The sequence below is a fragment of the Spirochaetae bacterium HGW-Spirochaetae-1 genome (assembly GCA_002839375.1).
In the GTDB taxonomy this organism is placed as follows: Bacteria; Spirochaetota; UBA4802; order UBA4802; family UBA5550; genus PGXY01.
In genome coordinates, this window is sequence record PGXY01000004.1 from 282324 (window position 1) to 304312 (window position 21989).

A 21989-nucleotide genomic window follows, 5' to 3' on the forward strand; every position below is an offset into this window, starting at 1 on the left:
CGGTCAGGTGATTTGGCGTTTCTTTGTACCCGCCTTCATCATGCTCCATACAACCATGTGATGAAAAGGCCGGATCAGGTTGAAATACACCGGCCCGGTCCAGTGAAGATACCTGACGGACGTGAATACGTGATACCGTGTACAATTCGAACTTAATTTTTCCGCTATGACACCGAATAACGCCGTTAAGTGTTTATCGTCGGGTGTTTCTGAAACCCAGTACTTATCCTCTTTTGCATCACGCACAATAAAGAATGACGCTTTTTCGCCGGGCGTAAAGGAAAGATCCTCCGGTTTTATTGAGGGCAATATCTCCGGCTTTTCATGACGAACCAGCCCGAGGATGCCTACAAGAAATTCCCTGATTCTATACAGAGAAACCATCCACCAGGGATAGTAAGAGAGCATTCCGGAAATGAAACTTCTTAAATCGATATCACTCTCAATGGTTTTAACATCGATATGATCCGCATTCTGGAAATAAATCTCAAACTCTTTGTATTTTTGAATTATATTCATTTTGTGATTCATATAACGACAAAATGAGCTGTGCGAACCGCTGGTGAAGACTCCTTTAGCAAATCAGTTTAATCTCAACTGAATGGTTGAACTGCTTCAAATAAAGCGGGTCGAATCAGGCTCGATTTAATGTTAGATTTATTTTCTTATTGTGATTAATTCCTCTTAGACTTGATGACGATAAAAACCTAATAAATCATAATTATAACTTAAATTTGAACCATTGAAATTTGATATAGCTATTAATTGAACGTCAATTTCTTCCATGTTAAAGAGCCTAATTATATCAGTAGTATATTCTTCATCATGTAACCACTCAAATGTGTTAGCAAGTTCCCTTCCTAGCTTTGTGATTATTATTACATTTATAGTTTTCTCTTTAATATTATTATTCCACGATATACGCCAGCCTCTATTTCCACATATCAAAGTTGAATCACTTTTTAAATTTACACTACGATTTGTAATCAATCCTACTTCTTTGAGTGTTTCTAAATCTTTTGAACTTATTCCAATAGAAGAATTATTTTTTATAAAAATAAACATTTCCTTTGGCTCGGGTAAATACAATGTTCTATGTTTCGCTATTTTGGTAAATATATCCTGTTCCTCTTTTGAAAGTGTTCTTAGTATTTTATCTGGTAACTCTTCTAGCATTTTATTCGCATTAAAGAAATATATTGGATTCCAAGATTTTACTTTCATCTTTACTTGTTGATCTTTTGTATTTCTCATAGGGAAAAATGAAATTCGGTGAGGATTATCTTCGATGTTAATACTTGATGTTAATTTAGCTTTTTCAATTGAAATGCATCTATTGATAATTGCATTAAAAAATAAACTAAGTTTTTTAAAATGAAAATCAATAAAATCAGTAGTTGTCCAATAATATTTTTGAGTTAATGGTGTATCAAGATTAGGATATCCATCTAATTGTTTTGGAATTGGGAGATAACCAATTTCAACAGGAGGTGATATTGCTTGAATAGGGGGAGAAATTTGATGTATCCATCTATTACGTGTTGCAACAATACTATCAGAGGTAGGTCTATTTTCAGTTAGCCATACTTCTAGTGATTTTATGTGAGAACCAATTATATCATCTGAATTAGCTATTCCCTCACGAAATGCATGGTGTCTTAAATCACATTTTTTTTCCGGACGTCCAAGATTTAAATAACTATTTAGGAAAAGTCCTATAGAATCAAGAGATGCTTTTCCATGAGAAATGAAATCGAAAATTGCTTTTGAATGCTGCGCCTGTCCTACCGGGTCAAAGGGAAGAACACCTTCTTCGAATTGTTTTGAAATTCCACTTTCTATAGCTATTGCTTCTAAACCTGCAATTTTTGCCCATTGTAATTTTATAAGGGAATCGATAAGAGCTTTGTATTTTTCCGACTTAATTTCAGATTCTTTTACAAGTTGAGATAGTAAGACAATTTCCTTATAACCTATTTCAGGCAAGAAATCAAATGCTACACGGACAAAAAAGTGAGGAGCTTTCTCAGGCAATTTAATGTCATTATTCATTAAATTTTTCCTTTATTAATTGTTTTAGAATATTTTTCTATATTCTTGCCGCATAATAAGTTTTTGCAAATTCAAATCTAACGCTAAAGGTCACGAGGCCTGAAGCGCCAGCGCAAGGCTCCCGTGCACCTGTTTGTTCGGCTCTCATTTATTCTCAGAATTAGTCCAAAGAGATTTAAGGTATACTTTAGGATCAGTATTACTAGGCAATCTCTCTCTAAAAATAAGGCCCTTAAATGTCACTTCTGGACGTTTATTAATTTCATCAGACACAACAGCCGTATAAACAAGCTGATATAATGATAAATCTGAATAAGATTGGCCTTTGGCTATGTATGATGAACCAATTATTATTGGTATACTCGTTTGATCAAAAATTTTCACATAACCTGTTTCCCTGAGTACATTTTTTTCAAGGTAGCCTTCAATATAACCTCGAATGATTACGAGAGATAGCATGAAATCAGGTTGAGATATATTCCATTTGTCTTTATCAAGTTGTGGAGGTAGATGAACTGCAGCGCACTGTAATTGTATATTTGTATCTATCGTAGAAAGAAAAAGTTTATCATTGCTTTTGTTTATTGTCCCTCTATAAATTGCAGATCTGGAAGCAATAAAATCTTCTGTTGTTAAATTCAAAGCTTTCTCAGATATTGAACAACTTCTTATGGACACAACAATTGCGATTAATGAAAAAATTATAGATCCCACAGAGATTATAACTGTAGATGAAAACCATGTTTTTTTTCTTTCATCATCATTCATATTTTCTTACCTGTATTAGCCTAACAATTCTTCTACAGATATTCCGTAAATATGCACAATATTAATAAAAATTGCTCTAAAAAGTCAACGACAATCGTATGTATAGTAGAAAATGATTTTTAAATTCTGTATTCCACGCTTAAAAGAATGATAAAAGGCATTCAAAAGTAAATGTATTTTTAGATGTTCCCTGAACATACTTCGCGGCCTTCGCGCTCTTCTTGTAAAAATTCTTATCATTGAGATAAATATCCCTCTTTCCGGAATTTTGGGAAAGAGTGTTCTACAGCGACACAGTGGCACAGAGTTTTTAAGGGCAATATTTTTTCTATATTGAATGCTATTTTACGATGGTACAAATGCCATTTGAACAAATAGATAAAATATTTCTTGCAGCTAAACTTTATCAAGAAATCAAACTCTCTGTGTCTCCGTGCCTCTGTGGCAAATTATCTTTTTTCTCATCAGGTAAAATATTACTACCGCACCTGCCGGTAATAAATCCTCCGCATCTCGTAAAAGAATTCCAGGTATTCCGTCTTTTTATAATCAGGATAGGTCCAGGGCCAGAACCGGAACTGCTTTCCGGAATAGTGGTATTCATTTTCCAGGTACACGCCCTTTTGCAGATACACGCGGTGATAGAAGTCCTTGCATGAGGCCAGGAAGACATTGGCGAGGGTCATGTACCCGGGATCAATATTGACGCGGCGCTGCCCGCCCGTGGAGTGGATATCTTCAAGGGAATTGGTGAGGAGCTTGATAGCGGCGATTTCCTCCCGATCCATAAGTCTCTCAAATGAAAGGAGTACTTTGTACAGGGGCTCGCCGATTTCACGGTAGTATTCCGTGTTGTCGAAAAGGATGGGGCCGCTGCAGAGATCGGAAGGGCCGAAATGCTCATTCAGTTTTTCTTCTATAGAGGAGAGATCGGCGGAATCCCTGTAGAGGATGCCGGCGAAGAGTTTTGCTTTTTCGGGAATTAATGGCTCAGCCACGTTTTTGCTTCTCCGCGATCCATTTCGCCAACTCGTAGTCAAAGGTCGTGGTTATTTTGAAATTTTCCGGACTTCCCTGGACAGCCGCAACGGCGGAGCCTGAACTCATGACCAGGGACACGTCGTCCGTGGCCGTGCCGCTGCCGGAACTGCGGGCCAGGTCGTGGGCGTGCCTGATAACACCGTACCTGAAGGCCTGGGGTGTCTGGGTTTGATAGAGGTACTGCCGGGGCGGGATGGCTCTGACCCTGGTATCGATTATTTCCGTAATGGTGTCCGTTGCCGGGATATATACACCGCAGGCCCCGGTATTCCGGGCCTCCTGTATGCAATTGGCGATGATTTCGACCGTCACAAAGGGACGCGCCGCGTCATGGAAGAGGAGTATATCGTTGTCGTGAAAATCATGGCAGTTCAGCGCGTTCCAGGCCGATTCCTGGCGCGTGGCTCCGCCGGCCGTGATTTTCAGGACCTTGGGTTCAGGGCACGCCGCCACATGGTCTTTCATCCAGGGGATACGCTCCCGGGGACACACGATGATGATATGGTCAATTTCCCGTACTGCGGAGAAGGCGTCCATGGACCAGCGGATTACGGGTTTATCTCCCAGGGGGAGAAACTGTTTGGGGGTTTCGGCGCCGAGGCGGGTTCCCTGCCCGCCGGCCAGGATGATGGCATGGATGGTCATGTGTTTTCTTCCCGGAAAAATGATTTTTTAGGCACCTCCATATAATGATGTATGGAGGCGCCCTTATTGAAGTAGTATGAAGTGTATTGAAAAAAGTAAAGAAATAAAACGATGCTGAAATCAGTAACCTCATGATTGACGGTGAAGAATCAGCTGAATTTGCCGGATAGAAAAATTGATTGACCTGATGGGAATAATGACAATATGAGTATGGATTATGACGTGAGGATATATACTCGGAAACACGGCATTTCCCGGGAAAACCGGGAATTCCATACCTAAATACCCTTTGCAGAATGAGTAACAATGAAAAAAGCCCTTATTACCGGCATTACCGGCCAGGACGGTTCTTATCTCGCGGAATTACTCCTTGAAAAAGGATACGAGGTTCACGGCGTTGTCCGGCGAAGCTCTTCTTTTAACCGGGAAAGGATCGAACCCCTGTATCTGACCACGCTGATACAGGACAGTCATATCTATAATAAACTGCAGCTGCATTACGGTGATATGACCGATTCAAGCAACCTGATCAGGCTTGTCCAGACCGTTCAGCCCCATGAGATATATAACCTGGCAGCGCAGTCCCATGTGAAGGTCTCTTTCGATGTTCCGGAATACACGGCCGATACGGACGGCCTTGGTACGCTGCGTCTTCTCGAAGCTGTCCGGTTGCTGAACCTCGAGAAAGAGACGCGCATCTACCAGGCGTCAACATCGGAACTGTTCGGCAAAGTGCAGGAGGTTCCCCAGAGCGAGAACACGCCTTTCTATCCACGGAGCCCCTACGGTGTGGCGAAACTCTATGCCTACTGGATCGTGAAAAATTATCGCGAGGCCTACGGCATGCATGCCAGCAATGGCATTCTTTTTAATCATGAATCGGAACGCCGCGGTGAAAATTTCGTGACAAGGAAAATAAGCCTGGCTGCGGCGCGCATATCCCTGGGTATGCAGAAAAAGCTGTATCTCGGCAACCTCGATGCAAAACGCGACTGGGGATACGCCCGGGACTATGTTGAATGCATGTGGCTCATGCTGCGTCAGGACGAGTCGGACGATTATGTCGTGGCTACGGGAGAGACTCATTCCGTCAGGGAATTTGTCACCCTGGCCTTCAGTGAGGCAGGGATCGATCTGGAATGGAAAGGCCAGGGAGTTGATGAAAAGGGAATCAACAGGGCTAACGGCGATACATTGATTGAAATTGATCCCGCCTACTTCAGGCCTGCCGAGGTTGATATTTTGGTGGGAGACGCATCAAAGGCCAGACAGCGCCTGGGATGGGTGCCGAAAACAACCTTTGGAGATTTATGCCGGATAATGGTGGCCGCTGATATGAGGAAATGTACCGATGAGCAAAAGATCCGGTAAAGTTCTCATCATTGGAATTGACAGTTTCACCGGGGGGTATCTTGAGAGAGAACTTCTCTCCGCCGGTTATGACGTGAACGGAACGGTTTTTGGCGAATCCCCCGGAGAAAATTATTTTCAGTGTAATGTGAAGGACAGGGAACAGGTTGCCGGTGTGCTTCAGAAAACGGCTCCGGACTATATTATTAATCTCGTAGCGCAGTCCTTCGTAGCCCATGATGACATGCGGGAGTTTTATGAGGTGAATCTTTTCGGAACCATAAATCTTCTCGATGCCATACTGGATACTGCCGGACAGGGACTACCGGCTAAAATCATTTTAGCCAGTACTGCCAATGTGTATGGAAAAACCGCCTATGCCGTCCTTGATGAGAATATTTGTCCCAATCCCGTGAATCATTACGCCCTGAGCAAATATGCCATGGAAAAAATCGCCGCGAATTATTTTGACCGGCTTAATATAATGATAACCCGTCCTTTCAACTATACCGGCGTGGGACAGTCGGAGAAATTTATCATCCCCAAAATCGTCGGGCATTTCCTTGAGAAAAAAGACATTATCGAGCTGGGGAATATGGACAGCGAACGGGATTTTTCCGATGTGCGTGACGTAGTCAGGGCTTACCGGGTTATAATGGAATCGGACCTGAATTCCGGGATTATAAATATCTGTTCTTCCAGGACCATAAGCATATCCAGAATTCTGGAACTGGCCCGGGCATATTCCCATCATGATATAAAAATAGCCGTGAACAATTCATTCAAAAGGCGGAGCGATATCCGGAGCCTGAGGGGCGACAACGGCAAGCTTAGACAGCTTGGCTACGTAAGTCAATATACGATTGAAGATACCATCGCATGGATGCTTTCCGGGGAGCAGAAGAATGCCGGTGATAATTAAAAGTACGAATATCGCCAAAAAATTCAACCGCATGACCCTTTTCCGGGATATTTCTTTCTCTCTTTCCGCGGGCCAGTCCCTGTCCCTGACGGGGCGCAACGGTTCGGGAAAATCCACACTGCTCAAAATAATTGCCGGTATCACCAGTCCTTCGTCGGGTTCCATGACCTATGCATTGAACGGTGCTGCCCTGGGGCGATATGATTTTTTCAGCCATATAGGTTTTATCAGTCCCGTCATGAATGTTTATGAGGAACTCACGGGACTGGAAAATCTTCGGTTTGTCGGCGGGGTAAAGGACGATGATAGAAGCCTTGCCTTACTGGACAGGTTTGAGCTCCGGGGTCATGAGAACAAACCGGTTCGGCTCTATTCCTCGGGGATGAAGCAGCGGCTGAAACTGGCCTGCTGTCTTCTTAACGATCCTCCCGTACTCCTTCTCGATGAACCGGGCATGAACCTGGACCGGAAAGGCAGGGATATCATCTATTCATACCTGGATTCCGTCAGGGAAGACAGGATAATCATCATCGCAACCAATGAAAATGAAGAGGCCGCACTGTGCCGGGGGAGGATCGACCTTGATCACTGATGTGCTGCGTCAGTTGAAAAAAGACTTCCTTGTTGAATTTCGCAGCCGTGCTGCCGTGAATACGGCCCTGGCCTTCGCCGGCATCATCACCCTTTCCATAAGCCTGGCTGCAGGCGGAACGCCTTTTTCAGCACTGGTTCAGGCCGTATTTCTCTGGATCATCCTGTTTTTCAGCGCCATGAACGGGCTGCTTCATATTTTTACCCGCGAGGAAGAGGAGCAGACATCGCTGTTCCTGAGCCTCAACGTTCAGGCTGAAGCGGTCTACCTGGCCAAACTTGTCTTCAACATCACCTTTTTTCTTGTCATTGAAATGGTTACCTGTCCGCTTTTTATTTTCTTCCTGCAGGTAACGGTGATGGATCTCATCCTGTTTGTCATGACCGTGCTTTCGGGCGGGCTCGCCCTTGCATCGGCGGTAACCATGCTGGCGGCAATGACTGCACGGGCCGGGGGCAAGGGAGCGCTTTTTACGGTCATATCCTTTCCCGTTGTTCTTCCTGTTATATGGGTCAGCATCGGCGCCACTGTGGAGTCGCTCCAGGGGGCTTCCGGGGATGCGTGGAACAGCGTGGTTTTTTTACTTGCATTTTCCGGTGCTGTCACGGCTATATCGTTTCTATTATTCCGATATGTGTGGTACGATGAATGAAAACAGGAAGACTGGTTTACCTATTCATGCCCGCGGCCATTATCATGGCCTTCTTATATGCTCCTCCGGCGGCAGGTCTCGGTGAGGCCAGCAGGATAGTATATTTTCATGTTCCCCTTGCCTGGGGTTCCGTACTGGCCTTCGCGGTCTCGGGGATTTTTTCCATCAGGTATCTTTTCGGCAGTAACGGAAGCGAGGCGATGCTCGATATGAAAGCCCATCACTCCGCCGGCATCGGGCTTACCTTTACCGTGCTGGCCATTATATCCGGATCGATCTGGGCTAAAATGAGCTGGGGAAGCTACTGGAACTGGGACCCGCGTGAAACTTCCATCGTTATTCTGTTACTGATATACATTTCCTATTTTGCTCTTTTCGGTGCCATGAGCGACAACGGGAATCGCGGAAGAATATCCTCGGTTTACCTGATACTTGTCATGGTGATTGTACCGTTCTTTATTTTCGTTGTGCCGAGAGTATATCCGTCTCTTCACCCCGATCCCATAATTAACGCGGAAAAGAAAATGAATATGGATATAAAAATGCGGATGACTCTCCTGGTTTCGACCGTGTCATTTACGCTGCTCTATGTTTATTTCATGGGAATGAGAAACAGGCTGATGGGAATTGAGCAAAAGATTGATGAAAAGATTGAGAACAGGCGAGAGATGTAACTATGAATAAATTATCAATGGCAATAGCAATCTGTTTATTAATGGCCGGTTCACTTGTACCGCGGGTAAACCAGGTAACCGATGGAAAAATATCAGCATCAGCGCCGCAGTATTCCCTGGTGTATGCCGGTGAAAAGGATCTCCGGATTGCCGGTGATTCTTACAAGAAGGACGGCGGGAATGACATGAAGAAGAACGACGATCGCGGCGGAGACGGCGTTCTCTACCGGGTTATGGCTATTGTCCTTGTTATATGGATGGGGCTTGCCCTGTATCTTTTCCGCATGGACCGGAAAATTGTAAAACTGGAGAAGGACCTCAATGAACGTTAAGCGTATTGTTATTTTTCTCGCTGCCGTCGCCCTGCTTATCACCGGTATCGTGGTTCTCAGCGACGACATCATGTCTCCCTACGTGCCCTTTGACGAGGCGAAAAAGAAGGCCGGGACGTATGTACAGATCATCGGCTCTCTTGATAAGGCTGTTCCCGTGGTGCATGGAGAAGGGAAGTACATGTTTACTATGGTCGACAAAGAGAATGGAAGCATGAGAGTCGTCCATGGTGACGTAAAACCCCTCAATTTTGAGCATGCCGAACAAATAGTCGTACTGGGCAGGTTCAGTACTGCGGGAAATATCTTTGAAGCGGACAAGATCCTGGTAAAATGTCCGTCCAAATACAACAAAGATCCGAAACAGTCCGTCAACGAATAATATATCATGAGGTAGGAACCGATGAATCTAGGATTTGTGCTGCTCATTTTTGTCCTGACCGTTTCACTGATTATACTGTTTTTTCTGGCCCGCAGCGCCTCGGGGAACATGTTCAATCTGGTGACTTCACGGCAGCTTTTTTATCTTACGACCATCCTTCTTTTTTTCGCCCTGATGTTTCTCCTCAGCGCTTTTCTCAATGATGAGTTCAAGTATCTCTATGTATACCAGAACTCATCGCGCAGTCTTTCCCCGATATATAAATTAGCCGCGGTCTGGGCCGGCAAGGAAGGGAGTTTTCTTCTCTGGGCCTTTATTCTGAATATAACCGGCGTTATCGTAACCCGCACGGAACATAAAAACGAAAATATCATCATGTCCGTCATAACCGTGACGCAGATTTTTATTCTGCTTCTGCTTATTGCCGAATCACCCTTCCGGTTCATATGGGACGCTTATCCTGAACACTTCAAGCAGGGCATCGTACCTATGGGCCTGGACGGCGAGGGCATGAATCCCCTTCTCATCGATCCCTGGATGGTGGTGCATCCGCCCGTGCTCTTCCTTGGATATGCTACGGCCACGGTACCCTTCGGATACGCCATTGCCGCACTGCTGAAGAAAGAATATAAGGAATGGATCAAACCGGCCTATCCCTGGGTCCTTTTCAGCATGGTGACACTGGGAGTGGGCATTTTTCTGGGCGGCTACTGGGCATACAAGGTCCTGGGCTGGGGAGGCTTCTGGGGCTGGGACCCCGTTGAAAATTCATCGCTCATACCCTGGCTCGTCGTAGTGGCCCTCATGCATGGCATGTTTATTCAGAAGCGCAAGGGCGCCCTGGTGAAGACCAATATTATTCTGGCGATGGCCTATTTTATTCTCGTGTTCTACAGCACCTTTCTGACTAGGAGCGGCGTACTTTCTAATTTTTCCGTTCATTCCTTCGGGGCAGGGGGCATATCGGGCTATCTCCTGTATTTTATCATCTTCTACCTGTTCATAAGCGTTTTTCTCATAGTTAAAGGATATAAGGAAATTCAATCAACGGCACTGAGCAATCGGATCTGGACATGGGAAAACCTTACTATTTACGGACTCATGACACTGGTCATATACTCTCTCATTATTCTGGCGGGAACATCCATGCCCATTATATCGGGCCTCTTCGTGGAAAATCCCACGGCCGTGACGGAGCGTTTCTATAACAACCTGTCGGTTCCCCTGGGCCTGCTTATCATGGGACTCATGGTGGCCGCTACCATCGCTGCCCAGGGACAGCATTTTCAGAAGCGGGCGGCCATAATACTTGCCGTCGCGGCGCTGCTCCTGGCCCTGGTCTTTAACGCCGGGACGACATTCAACCCCGTGGCCTATATCTTTACCGCCGTGGCCCTGTTCATGGTCTTCAGCTATCTTTCTGATATGGTCCGATTTAAGATCAGGCTTGTTCTGGCCTCACGGCTGACTCATCTGGGAGTGGGGATTTTTATCATCGGTGTCATCGCATCGGGATATCATTCCACGACATTTCAGAAAGAGCTGGAAATCGGGAAGGAGGAACTGGTGGGTCCCGTGGCCCTGACCTTCACGGGATTCAACGAAGGTGAGAAATCCAGCGTTTCCTTCACCATCAGGGAAAGCAGCGGCACGAAAGATTTTAAAACGGATTACTATGTAACGGAAAAAACCAATTCTCTGTACCGCGAGCCTTATATTATGAGCGGACTGTTCGGCGATATCTATATAACCCCCCAGGAATATCATTCCGGTATAACAGCCATATCCCTGGTAAATCTTTCCAAGGGTGAGGAGAAAAAGATCGGGGATCTCACGGTGAAATTCATTGGATTCAGAACCGAGGGTATGACCGAGGGTATGACCGCCGGTATGCCCGTGGTGTATACCGATCTGGAAATCAACGGCCAGAGAGTATCGCCGGGCTTTAAAATAGTCGAGGGGCACCGTCATCCGATAGATGCGAAAATTCCCGGCAGCGGAAGGGTTGTAACATTGCGGCAGGTTGATGTGAACAGCCGTGCCGTGGAGCTTTTCATCGATCCGGGTAAGAATACAACGGTTCCGCCCGATTCCATCATAGTTGATCTTTCGGTCAAGCGCATGATATGGCTGGTATGGGCCGGGACAGTGCTCATCGCCCTGGGAGGGATTGTAACCCTGGTTCAGCGCGCCGGTAAAGATTGAATACTGTTTAACATCTTTTCAAATATGAACAGGGCCTATTAGATCATTGACAAAAAATATCAGTCTATTCTCCTTAGTAAAAAGCCCAATCAGGCTCTTTAAATGGGGAGAAAACCGATATAACCATGAATATTATCGTAATAGCCTTTCTTCTTACGGCATTTTTTCTTTTTGAATCTGCCTTTACCGTGTACAGGCTGCATCGAGATGCTGCACTGAACCGGGTCTGCGCTTTGCTGCTTATGCTTTTTACTGTTTTATGTGTTATATTCGCTCTTTTTGTATCGGAGCGGAGCCATGATGCGGCATGGATGCTGTCAAAATTTTCCGTAATACTCTCGTGTTTTGTGGGGAGTATCACCCTGCATTTTCTTCTTCTCCTGGGAGGATATGAATCCCTGAAGGGGAAAAAAATACTCATAGCCCTTTTATATGTTCCCGCGGTTGTTCTGGCAATTTACGCTGTCATGCATAATCTCGTTGTTGTCGATGTTTATCTCACCGGTTTCGGATGGGATAACCGGCCCCGTTCAGAGCTGACGGTATGGGACGCGGTGTATTTTCTTTACAGTATGGGTTTTATCGCCGTGGGTATTGCCGTGGTTGTAGTGAAAAGTATTTTTTTTACTGTAGATGACCTGGCAAAAAAACAGAATTTAGCATTTATGAAGTTCAGCGGCGTGGGACTTTTCACGGTTATCATTTCCTCTTTGTTCCTGACATATCTCTACAACGATACATCACCTGATGTTATGATACTGGTATCGGATTTGTCGCAGGCAGGCTTCCTCATGGTATGGCTTGTCGGCCTGAGATATGTAATGTGGAAATATAAACTGCTTGTTGTGCTTCCCTCCTGTCATACCGGAGAACTCCTGTCGGGATTAAGCACGCCGATTTTGCTGATCGACGGCCGGGAAGAAATCATTTTTGCCAATAAAGAGGCGCTCAATATAATTTCCCCCGAACCTGAGAACAATGAAGCTGTTGTAGGTCTATCCCTGAAGAAACTGATGGATAATTTCACGGCCCTGGAAGGTGAATATGAGAAAATTACCGGCGGCATGACCTCGCATCTGACGTGTACTGTCAGGTTTAATCTCGGCGATGAAAAGAGAAAAAGCGGCTATTTCCAGGTGCAGATGTATCCCATTCGGAATGAAGGCAACTATTATATCGGCAGCCTTATTATTATCAATCCGTCACCGGGTTTTTCTTTTCTCCGTTCCCAGTACGCTCTTACGGACCGGGAAATGGAAATAGTCCGGTTCTTAGACCAGGGTCTGAGCGCTCCGGCTATTGGCGGGCTTCTCTCCGTATCGGAACTGACGGTAAAGACCCATATCCACAACATATATCAAAAGACCGGTGCAAAGAACAGGATCGGTCTTTCCCACCTGATCCGCAATTAGTACGCCACTTTGTATACATCGATCGGTGTAGAAGGAATTAAAAAAATAAATCTCTGAAACTACACCGTTCGATGGATTTACGATCCTCCCTTTTAAGTTACATTAATCATGAAAAAACAAAAGACCATGCTTCGGAATCGTACTAACGGCGCATGATCATTACTATGGAGGATATGATGTTTTTTAAAAACTTTTACATGATCAGGTTGTCTCTTATTATGCTCATTTCTCTCTTCGCAGCGGGCTGCTTTCTTGATGATGAAGAGAATTTGGAGCTTGTTTTTGCTGATAATGTGGTAGTTATCGAGAATGATATTACCGTTCCGACAACCTGGGACAGCACCAAGGTGTATTATATCGAGTATAGAATGGGTGTGACCGCCTCGCTGACGATACCGGCCGGGACCGTTATCAAGTTTGGACGGGAGGGAGGTATCGATATAGATGCAACGGGAACGATTAACGCTGTCGGAACAGCGGGTCAACCTATTATCTTTACGTCTGTTAAGGACGACCGTTTCGGCGGTGATTCGATTCTTGACGGCGTAACCTCGGGATCAAGGGGTGACTGGGGTCAGCTCTGGTTTTCCTATGTGAACGGGTCAACCCTGAACTACTGCCAGTTTCATTTCGGCGGCAATGCCGGAACCGTGTCGGAATCGGTCATCAATCTTTTCGGTGGCTCCAATGTCAGTATTACCAACTGTCTGTTTGCCTTTAATACCGGTTCGGGCAGTGATATGACGGGCGCTCTTGAAGCGAATGGTTCCGGGTCCGGAACAGTAATTACCGGCAATCGTTTCTACGGCAATATTTTGCCCCTCTCAATCAATGGGAACATGTCTCTCGATGACTCCAACAACTTTTCAAGCGTTGAAACTGATCCCAATACGGGGGAGCCCTTATTCATCAACACATACAATGGCGTTTTTATTGAAGTCAGCGATGGCATCGGTACGGTTGCATGGCGCGAGACTGAAGTAGCCCTTGTACCGGCCACAAACAACACAATCCTGGTGAATGATAATGAAACGTTGACAATTGGAAACAATGTAGTAATGAAATTTCTTGATAGTGCTCATTTTGAATTTGATAGTAGTAACGGGGCATCCATCAATTATTCGGCGGGTGCGGTTGATTTTACCTCATACAAGGACGATTCTCGGCTGGGCGACACCAATGGGAACGGTGCAGCCAGTGCTCCCGATGCCGTAAATGGAAACTGGGACGGCGTATGGCGATGGAATTCAGGAACAGCGGAATGGGAAAGGTTATTTGTGACTGACTGCCAGTATCTAATTCCTCTTCCCTGATTATTCAAGAATTAAATTGATAATTTATCGCCCGGGGATGCATTCCCGGGCGATCCTGTTTTATGCTTGACGAAGTAGTTTTTATAATGTCCATTGCATGTGCTTGAGGCATTGTTTTAGTATGTTATATTCTATATTTTATAGAATATACTGATTTAACTGCCTTGTCTAATTTAATCAACGGGAGGAAAGATAGATATGTTAAAAAAAGTTACTACTCTGCTCAGTGTTCTTATCAGCGCGGCGCTCATCGCCTCATGTGGTCCTTCGGTCAATCCGCAGCTCAAGAAAAAAACCGATAACCTGTTCTCAACGGCGCAGACGAAAAATTACGGCGTTTCACGTGCGTTTAAGGCCCCCATGAAATACGCCGTGGGCCAGTATGTCGTTCATGGCATGACAGAAGGCAGCGGTAATCGCTCTATTACAAAGACTTCCATCGTGGGCAAAGAGGGAAACGGCTGGGTCATGGAATTCTATTCCCTCAACAGTAAGCAGGAAGCTGTTGTGCAGATGCTCATTGTCGGCCTGGACAAGGCTGCTCAGACGGGCAATACCGACGGTATTGAAATCCAGAGGATAAAAATCAAGGACGAGAAGGGACAGGTGCAGTCTTTCGAAGGCCCCATGCTTTCCATGATGAAAAACCTGTACAAGAACAGCCTGTCTTCACTCGATGTCCAGACCGGTACGTTTTTAACGGGAAGCGCGGTGACGGTTCCTGCCGGTGTCTTTACGGGAACGTACACGATAAAATCAAAGGTGAAGCTTTTCGGGAAAACCTATACCGGTACGGGCTGGTATCATTCATCGGTTCCAATCAACGGTGTGGTTAAATCCGTCTCCGATGATGACAAGACCACCATGGTTCTCCTGGACTTCGGTACTAAAGGGGCAGTTTCTCTGTTTGACTGATCTCGCTGATAAGATGCAGACATTCAGGAAATAAAGAGATAATAATGGGGATGGAGCTGATTATTATCAGCCTCATCCCTTTGTTATACTACAATTATAAATTTCCTATGACCTATGGGCTCTTATTCGCATAACAGGGGAAAATAGAATTACCTCATGAAAATGATAACGCGATTTTCTCTCTATGGGTTTCTGAAGAATCTTGATTTTTCCGAACCATTCCTGATCCTCTTTTATCTTTCCATCGGATTGAACTTTTTCCAGATCGGCGTGCTGGTTTCATTTCTGAATATCTGCATTAATATCATGGAAGTTCCCAGCGGAGCTCTGGCCGATATTTATGGAAGAAAAAACTGCATGATACTGTCCCTGACGAGCTATATTTTCTCCTTTGCTATTTTTGCTTTTTCCGAATCGTATATTCCTCTTTTCCCGGCCGTATTCTTTTTCTCAATCGGCGAGGCTTTCCGGACGGGCACGCACAAGGCAATGATTTTCGACTGGCTCAGGAAGAATGACCGCCTTGGTGAAAAAACCAAAGTTTATGGTTTTACGCGTTCGTGGTCTAAGTATGGGAGCGCCATATCGGTTGTTATAGCGACCATAATCATTATCTTTTCAAAGAGCTACCGCTGGATTTTTATTTTTTCAATAATACCTTACATTGCCGGTGTCTGGAACATAGCCTGTTATCCCGACTACCTCAATAAAAAGCTCTCCGACAGGATCAGTATCAAACTCATTTTTACACATACTTTTGAGAGCTTAAGAACGGTTTTTGCCAGCAGTAATCTCCGGAAACTCATAGTGCAGAGCATGGGATTTGAGGGTGTCTTTGAGGTTACAAAGGATTACCTCCAGCCGATCCTGAAGGCCCAGGCTGTGGTGCTTGCCGCCTTTCTCATGCTGCCCGAGAAGGAGAGTACTGCCGTTACCGTGGGAATAATATATTTTATTCTCCATATAATCTCGGCAAACGCGTCGCTACGTTCTCATATCTTTGCCGCAAGGTTCAGGTCAGAGCAAACAGCCATTATCGCAATGATCTTCTTTGGATTTGCCCTTGCTTTTGTATCTTCGGCAGGTCTTTATCTGAAGTTATATGCTGTGGCCATTATCGCATACATTGCTTATTATGTCATACAGAATCTGTGGCGGCCCATACTGGTTGCACAATACGATGATTATGCCGAAAGCAGCCAGCAGGCATCCATCCTTTCCATTGAATCGCAGACCAAGACCGTGGGCATTACGATAATTGCTCCCGTGGCCGGTTTTATGGCGGACCGGTGGGGTATCGAGTCATCGCTGATGCTTCTCGCCATCCTGCTTCTTATACTCTGGGTTTATTCCGTGGCAGGGAGGAAAGAGAAGACCCCGGCCTCGTTATAAGTGCCAATAAACGATTCCGGGGTATGCGAATTGCCGGCTTGCGGACTAACAAAGTGGTATATTACGCCTTGTTGAAAAGAGCCTGTGCCGCTTCAACAAACTTCCGGAACTCGGCCCTTTCAAATTTTGAAGAATCATCCAGGCTGTGGCTGTTCCGGTATTCAATGAGCATTTTTATCTTCTTCATAAGGTCAGGATTGGTGGCGCCGATGAGCGAAGCCACTTCCCTGGCCCGGGTCATGAGGTTTTCTGCAGGCACCACTTCCGTGACCAGTCCCCACTCGAGAGCCCTGCGGGCATCGATATATTGGCAGGTGAGGGACATGAACTTGGCCCGCTGCTGCCCGATTTTCTGCTGCAGCAGCTGCGTCATGCCCCAGCCGGGATGAATTCCCACCTTTGCGTGGGTATCACCGAACTTGGCATTTTCCGACGCGATGAGAATGTCGCAGTTCAGGGCCAGTTCGAATCCGCCTGTCACCGCTGCTCCGTTAACCGCACCGATGATGGGCTTGTCGCAGGCTCCCATGATGTCGGGCAGCTCCTTGCCGTCACCGCGCGGATTAAAGAGATTCTCCTTACCGATGACCTGGAGATCGATCCCCGAGCAGAATGATTTGCCGTTACCGGTAATAATGGCGGCTCTTATGCCCGGTGTCTGGTCGACCTTTTCAATTGCGTCATAGAGCTGGGCCAGGAGCAGCTGCGTAAATGAATTATGCCGCTCCGGCCTGTTCAGCGTTATGATTGCGATGTTTCCTTCTTCCTGGTATAATACGGGATTTTCCATATAATGCCTCCTGTGCCATGCAAATATGCAACAGCGGCGAATATTGTAAACCACTATTTCATCTAACACAAATGGACAAATGGAGGGCTCTGACCCCTGTTATTTCTAGCTCTCCTGAACGAGGCCATTAAAAATATTGAAAGAGGAAGCTCTGACCCCAGGTTTTTTTTAATAAAAGGAAACTCCCGCTCGTGTTATTTTAAACAGTTTGTACATGAACAGGAGGATCCATAAATGCCAAGAGAACTGAGAAACATAGCCCAAGGGAAAACACACCATTGCTTTTCACGCTGCCTGAGGATGATGGACCTTATGAAAAGCAGCCATGTTCGACGATATTTTATTGAAGCAATTAAAATGGCCCAGGAAAAATATACATTTGAACTAGTCGCAGCAGAGCCCGTGGGAAATCATATTCATCTCATCCTCCGCACACTGGAAGATGAAGAAACCGTATCACGGATCATGCAATACATTAAATCACGCATTGCAGAAAAATATAACAGGGCCACGGGGAATAAAGGCCCTTTCTGGAATGAGCGGTTTGGGTCTTCTGTAATTGAGGAATCAGACAATCCTGAACAGTACCTGTTATGGCTTTTATGGTATATTGGTTACAATCCCGTTCGAAAAGGCCTGGCTCGAGATCCCCGGCAGACTACTATAAGTTTTATCAATGTATATCTTGATGAAAAATATGAGGCACCGGTTAAGATTACACGACATGTATTTTTCACCCGGTTGGGTGAGACTTTTGAACAGTGTGTGAAGGCCTTTCTGCTTTACGAAGAAGCCTATCTCAAAAGGCTGGCAATTTATTTTTGAATAAAAAGCATGGAGGGTCAGAGCTTGCTTTTCCCCCATGCCTTTTGTCAGCAAGATATCTGAAGAATCACGCCAGGAAGCCGCCGTCACAGACAATGAGGCTTCCCGTTGTGAAGGAGGCCGCATCGGAAACGAGATACAGCACGGCCCCGGCCATTTCATCGGGTTCGGCATGGCGTCCCATGGGTATCTGTTTTACCACGTAATCATAGATGGCGTCGTTGCCCATGAGCGCTTTGGAAAACTTGGTGTCCGTGAGTCCGGGCAGAAGGGCGTTGACCCGTATTTTTAACGGGGCCAGTTCCTTGGCAAAGGCCTTGGTCATGGCGATAAGCGAAGCCTTGGTGATGGAATAGACTCCCTGGAAGGGGGCCGGCTTGATGCCGTTAACCGACGATACATTCACGACCGATCCGGAGCCGCTCTGCTTCATGAGGGGGATGGCCTTCTGTATCATGAAGAAGGGACCCTTGAGATTGACATCGAAGGTCTTGTCCCATATGGCTTCATCGACGCCGTTCATGTCGCCGAAATAGGGATTGGTCGCGGCGTTGTTGACGAGGATATCAAGGCGGCCGTATTTCGCTTCGATGTCCTTATAGAGTTTTTCGATCTGCACATTCTCTCCCACATGACAGGCCATGGGTACGGCTTTGCCTCCTTCGCTGATTATGGAGTCGGCAACCTGCTGAAGAGACTCTATCTTTCTGCTCACCAGTATGACTTCCGCGCCGTAGGCGGCCAGGGTCCTGGCGATGGATTCTCCTATGCCCCGGCTTGCGCCCGTGACTAAAGCTACCTTACCGTCAAGTTTGAAATTGATCATTATTTTTCTCCTGCAATGTTTTTTTCAATATTGATTCCAGCCCACGCACCTTCATGGATGGCCTCGAGAAAGCGCCGGGGTGATATGGAGTCGCCCACGTCAGCTGTGGGAATTCCCAGCTTTTTCAGATCTTCCGACAGGCCCTTCCGGGATTTTGCGCCCAGGGCGTTGATGACCGTTACGGCCTCGATACTTTTTTCTGTACCGTCCTGCTTTTTGATTCTGACCAGGTTTTTCTCAATAGAAATGATTTCTGTTCCCAGCTCAAGCAGGGATCCGCTTTTATACAGGCGACGATGAAGCCAGTAGCCGTGGGCCGTGATGGCATTGACGGGCGGGAAAGGGGCCTTTTCAATGACCGTCACTTTCATTCCCCGCTGAATCAGGAAATCGGCCGTTTCCATGCCCACATACCCGGCCCCAAGGATGACCACGGGATCAGTGGTGACGGACTTGATTCCCGTGAGCACATCCCGTGCATCTATGACGATTGCGGTATCAATTCCCGGAATGGGAGGAACCAGTGGAGCGGCGCCCGTGGCGCAGATGACCAGATCGGGCTTTTCCTTTGCTGCCTCATCGGGGGTCAGAGCCGTGTTATATTCCGGCGTTATCCCCTTTGCAGCGAGTCGACGCAGTGCCCAGGCGAGCCACTGGCGGAGCCCTTCTTTATGGGGAGGCATACTGGCCGAGATGAGCTGGCCCCCGGGCTCTGTCCCGCTTTCAAAGATGCGGACCCCGTGGCCCTTTTCAGCGGCATACATGGCGGCCGACAAACCTGCCGGTCCGGCACCGGCAATCCACACGGTACGTGGTTTTTCGGCCGGACCGAGATCCATGCGGTATTCCTCGCCGCATTCGGGATTGAATACACACGTGGCTGATTTGAATTCGAACATGAGGCGCTCAATGCATCCCTGGTTGCAGGCTATGCAGAAGCGGATGTCATCATAGTTGCCGGCCTTGGCCTTGTTCAGGAAATCGGGGTCCGTGAGATGCTGCCGGCCGAAGCTGATGAGATCAGCGTCACCCCTGGACAAGGCATCTTCGGCCAGACGCGGGTCGTGAATCCTTCCCACGCCGATAACCGGCACGGACACCACTTCCTTTATGGCCCGGGCCCGGAACAGGTTGAAGCCCGGCTCCACATCCATGGATGCAATGGTGAGGTTGCCCGGTGTTGAGTAGACACCAAGGGACACATGGATGGCGTCCGCCCCGGCCTCCACCAGTTTCGGCGCAAGCCAGCGGGAGAATTCCAGGTCATGACCGCCTTTCACAGCCTCGTCCGATGATATGCGTATGATGATGGGAAAATCCGGTCCCACGGCTTTTCTTGTTTTTTCAAGGATCTCCAGGGCGAAGCGGGCCCGGTTTTCCGGACTGCCGCCATATTGGTCCGTGCGGTGATTGGAGAAGGGCGACAGGAACTGGCAGACCAGGTAGCCATGGGCGCCGTGAATCTCCACGGCGTCGAAACCGGCGTTTTTTGCCCGAAGAGCGGCGTCGGCGAAGGCCTGCGTCACTTTGTTTATGCGTTCTATGGTCATCTCTTCGCAGGGCTGGCGGAGGATGATGCTGGGCAGGGGAGACGGTGCTTCCGGTTTTGCTCCCACAATCCCTTCAGCGGTTTCACGCCCGGCATGATGGAGCTGGGCCGCTATAAGCGCTCCCTTACGGTGAACCGCTTCCGTAAGCCGTGTGAGCCCGGGGATAAAAGAGTCGTCCCATATGCCCACTTCGGCAGGAAATCCCTTTCCCCGGCGGTCCACGGCGAAAACCTCGGTTATGATGAGGCCCACGCCTCCGGCAGCCCGTCGTTCGAGATAGGTGATGAGCCGGTCACTCACGGTGCTGTCCGTATTGCCGTAACCCGTTCCCATGGCGGGCATGACGGCCCGGTTCTTCAGGGTCATGCCGTTTATACTGATTGGTGAAAATAATTTATCCAGATTTTTTGTCATCATATAATCCTTTATGATATTATTTTTGTCCCATGAGAAAATCCGGCCTTAGAAAGGCGGGATCGGGATAGGTGTAGAATCCCCGACCTGTTTTGCTTCCCAGGTGTCCCTGGTCCACATAGCCTTTGAGAAAGGCGGCATTTCTTTTTCCCTGGTTATTATTGGTAACATTGGCCCAGTAATCGGTGATTTTATACACGGTGTCGATACCGATCTGGTCCATGAGCGCAAAGGGGCCCAGTGGCGAGCGCATGACGCCGACGAAAGAGCGGTCGATGTCCTCAATGGAGGCAACATCGCGCGCAGCCAGGGTCAGAGCCGAGGCCAGGAGCATCATGAACATGGCGTTGAAGACATAGCCATTGTTTTCCTTGTGCATGACGATGGGTATCTGTTTTATGGACAGGGAAAAATCATAGAGCAGGTCCACGATCTCTTTCGCTGTTCCCGGGTGGGGCATGATATCGACTACTGGGGCCATCTGGGCGTCATGAAAATGCAGGGCGGCGAATCTTTCGGGCCTGCCCGTGGCTGCGGCGAACTGTGACGGGAGCAGTGAAGAGGTGTTCGTGGTGAAGATGGTGTGGACAGGACATATTGCATTGAACTGCCCAAATACTTTGCCTTTCAAATCAGGATCTTCGGGTATGGATTCACTGACCAGGTCGGCATCACTCCCGGCCTTTTCCGCCGAGGAGGTTGCTGTTATGCGCGCCATGACTGCGGGAACATCATCTTCTTTCAGCTGGTTTCCACGGACAAGACGCCTGGCGATTTTCTGAATGCGCAGCATGGCCTTTTCCAGCAGTTCATCTTTTATGTCGTAGAGAACCACGTTATACCCGTTCAGGGCGCACTGAAGGCCGATCTGCTGGCCCATGGTGCCGCTGCCGATTATCAGCACTTTTTTAATATCATTGACATTCATGACTTTACT

At 47.0% G+C, this 21989-nt stretch carries 22 protein-coding genes; 13 read left to right on the forward strand and 9 right to left on the reverse strand.

Going from position 1 to position 21989, the window contains the following annotated elements:
- Nucleotides 1-3 precede the first annotated feature (3 nt).
- From CVV44_09085 to ispD, 5 genes are all read right to left on the reverse strand, one after another.
- Complete coding sequence (locus CVV44_09085; GenBank protein PKL39011.1) at nt 4-531, reverse strand: DUF2867 domain-containing protein; 528 nt, start codon at nt 529-531, stop codon at nt 4-6.
- Nucleotides 532-684: 153 nt separating this feature from the next.
- On the reverse strand, nt 685-2052 hold the full coding sequence (locus CVV44_09090) for a hypothetical protein (protein ID PKL39012.1): 1368 nt from the start codon (nt 2050-2052) through the stop codon (nt 685-687).
- Nucleotides 2053-2196: 144 nt separating this feature from the next.
- Nucleotides 2197-2820, reverse strand: a complete 624-nt coding sequence (locus tag CVV44_09095; GenBank protein ID PKL39013.1) for a hypothetical protein — start codon at nt 2818-2820, stop codon at nt 2197-2199.
- 479 nt (nt 2821-3299) lie between these two features.
- Nucleotides 3300-3860, reverse strand: a complete 561-nt coding sequence (locus CVV44_09100; protein PKL39014.1) for a DUF4416 domain-containing protein — start codon at nt 3858-3860, stop codon at nt 3300-3302.
- Nucleotides 3811-4506, reverse strand: coding sequence for a 2-C-methyl-D-erythritol 4-phosphate cytidylyltransferase (gene ispD / locus CVV44_09105; protein ID PKL39015.1), 696 nt, complete (start codon nt 4504-4506; stop codon nt 3811-3813). The genes CVV44_09100 and ispD overlap by 50 nt, the downstream gene beginning before the upstream one ends.
- A gap of 306 nt (nt 4507-4812) precedes the next feature.
- On the opposite strand from ispD, the gene gmd reads away from it, so the two are divergent.
- The 12 genes from gmd (at nt 4813) to CVV44_09165 (ending at nt 16647) form a co-directional block, all read left to right on the forward strand.
- Nucleotides 4813-5877, forward strand: a complete 1065-nt coding sequence (gene gmd / locus CVV44_09110; GenBank protein PKL39016.1) for a GDP-mannose 4,6-dehydratase — start codon at nt 4813-4815, stop codon at nt 5875-5877.
- Nucleotides 5858-6778, forward strand: coding sequence for an epimerase (locus CVV44_09115; protein ID PKL39017.1), 921 nt, complete (start codon nt 5858-5860; stop codon nt 6776-6778). Before gmd ends, CVV44_09115 begins: the two co-directional genes overlap by 20 nt.
- A complete protein-coding gene (locus CVV44_09120; protein PKL39018.1) occupies nt 6762-7370 on the forward strand; it encodes a heme ABC exporter ATP-binding protein CcmA in 609 nt (202 codons plus the stop codon). The genes CVV44_09115 and CVV44_09120 overlap by 17 nt, the downstream gene beginning before the upstream one ends.
- A complete protein-coding gene (locus CVV44_09125; protein PKL39019.1) occupies nt 7318-8022 on the forward strand; it encodes a heme ABC transporter permease CcmB in 705 nt (234 codons plus the stop codon). The genes CVV44_09120 and CVV44_09125 overlap by 53 nt, the downstream gene beginning before the upstream one ends.
- The gene (locus tag CVV44_09130; protein ID PKL39020.1) at nt 8019-8696 is read left to right on the forward strand and encodes a cytochrome C biogenesis protein; all 678 of its coding nucleotides are present in this window, start codon (nt 8019-8021) and stop codon (nt 8694-8696) included. The genes CVV44_09125 and CVV44_09130 overlap by 4 nt, the downstream gene beginning before the upstream one ends.
- A gap of 185 nt (nt 8697-8881) precedes the next feature.
- Complete coding sequence (locus CVV44_09135; GenBank protein PKL39254.1) at nt 8882-9028, forward strand: hypothetical protein; 147 nt, start codon at nt 8882-8884, stop codon at nt 9026-9028.
- Nucleotides 9018-9410, forward strand: coding sequence for a cytochrome C biogenesis protein (locus tag CVV44_09140; GenBank protein PKL39021.1), 393 nt, complete (start codon nt 9018-9020; stop codon nt 9408-9410). Before CVV44_09135 ends, CVV44_09140 begins: the two co-directional genes overlap by 11 nt.
- 21 nt (nt 9411-9431) lie before the next feature.
- Nucleotides 9432-11615: a hypothetical protein gene (locus tag CVV44_09145; protein PKL39022.1), complete on the forward strand. Its 2184-nt coding sequence runs from the start codon at nt 9432-9434 to the stop codon at nt 11613-11615.
- Nucleotides 11616-11740: 125 nt separating this feature from the next.
- The gene (locus CVV44_09150; protein ID PKL39023.1) at nt 11741-13027 is read left to right on the forward strand and encodes a hypothetical protein; all 1287 of its coding nucleotides are present in this window, start codon (nt 11741-11743) and stop codon (nt 13025-13027) included.
- A gap of 164 nt (nt 13028-13191) precedes the next feature.
- Nucleotides 13192-14340 carry a hypothetical protein gene (locus CVV44_09155; protein PKL39024.1) on the forward strand — a complete coding sequence of 383 codons (1149 nt, stop codon included), beginning with the start codon at nt 13192-13194 and terminating at the stop codon, nt 14338-14340.
- Nucleotides 14341-14538: 198 nt separating this feature from the next.
- Entirely contained in the window at nt 14539-15255 is a 717-nt protein-coding gene (locus tag CVV44_09160) for a hypothetical protein (protein PKL39025.1), read from the forward strand.
- A gap of 156 nt (nt 15256-15411) precedes the next feature.
- Nucleotides 15412-16647, forward strand: a complete 1236-nt coding sequence (locus CVV44_09165) for an MFS transporter (protein PKL39026.1) — start codon at nt 15412-15414, stop codon at nt 16645-16647.
- A gap of 61 nt (nt 16648-16708) precedes the next feature.
- On the opposite strand, the gene CVV44_09170 is transcribed toward CVV44_09165, so the two are convergent.
- Nucleotides 16709-17437 (reverse strand): enoyl-CoA hydratase, encoded by a 729-nt coding sequence (locus CVV44_09170; protein PKL39027.1) that lies wholly within the window; start codon nt 17435-17437, stop codon nt 16709-16711.
- Between the two features lie 234 nt (nt 17438-17671).
- Here CVV44_09170 and CVV44_09175 point away from each other — a divergent pair, with 234 nt between their 5' ends.
- Nucleotides 17672-18262, forward strand: a complete 591-nt coding sequence (locus tag CVV44_09175; protein ID PKL39028.1) for a hypothetical protein — start codon at nt 17672-17674, stop codon at nt 18260-18262.
- Between the two features lie 67 nt (nt 18263-18329).
- Here the strand turns inward: CVV44_09175 and CVV44_09180 are convergent, their stop codons facing one another.
- From CVV44_09180 to CVV44_09190, 3 genes are read right to left on the reverse strand one after another with little or no spacing between them, the layout of a single operon-like run.
- Nucleotides 18330-19088, reverse strand: coding sequence for a short-chain dehydrogenase (locus CVV44_09180; GenBank protein ID PKL39029.1), 759 nt, complete (start codon nt 19086-19088; stop codon nt 18330-18332).
- Complete coding sequence (locus tag CVV44_09185; GenBank protein ID PKL39030.1) at nt 19088-21055, reverse strand: NADH:flavin oxidoreductase; 1968 nt, start codon at nt 21053-21055, stop codon at nt 19088-19090. Before CVV44_09185 ends, CVV44_09180 begins: the two co-directional genes overlap by 1 nt.
- A gap of 16 nt (nt 21056-21071) precedes the next feature.
- Nucleotides 21072-21980, reverse strand: a complete 909-nt coding sequence (locus CVV44_09190) for a 3-hydroxybutyryl-CoA dehydrogenase (protein ID PKL39031.1) — start codon at nt 21978-21980, stop codon at nt 21072-21074.
- Nucleotides 21981-21989: the final 9 nt, after the last annotated feature.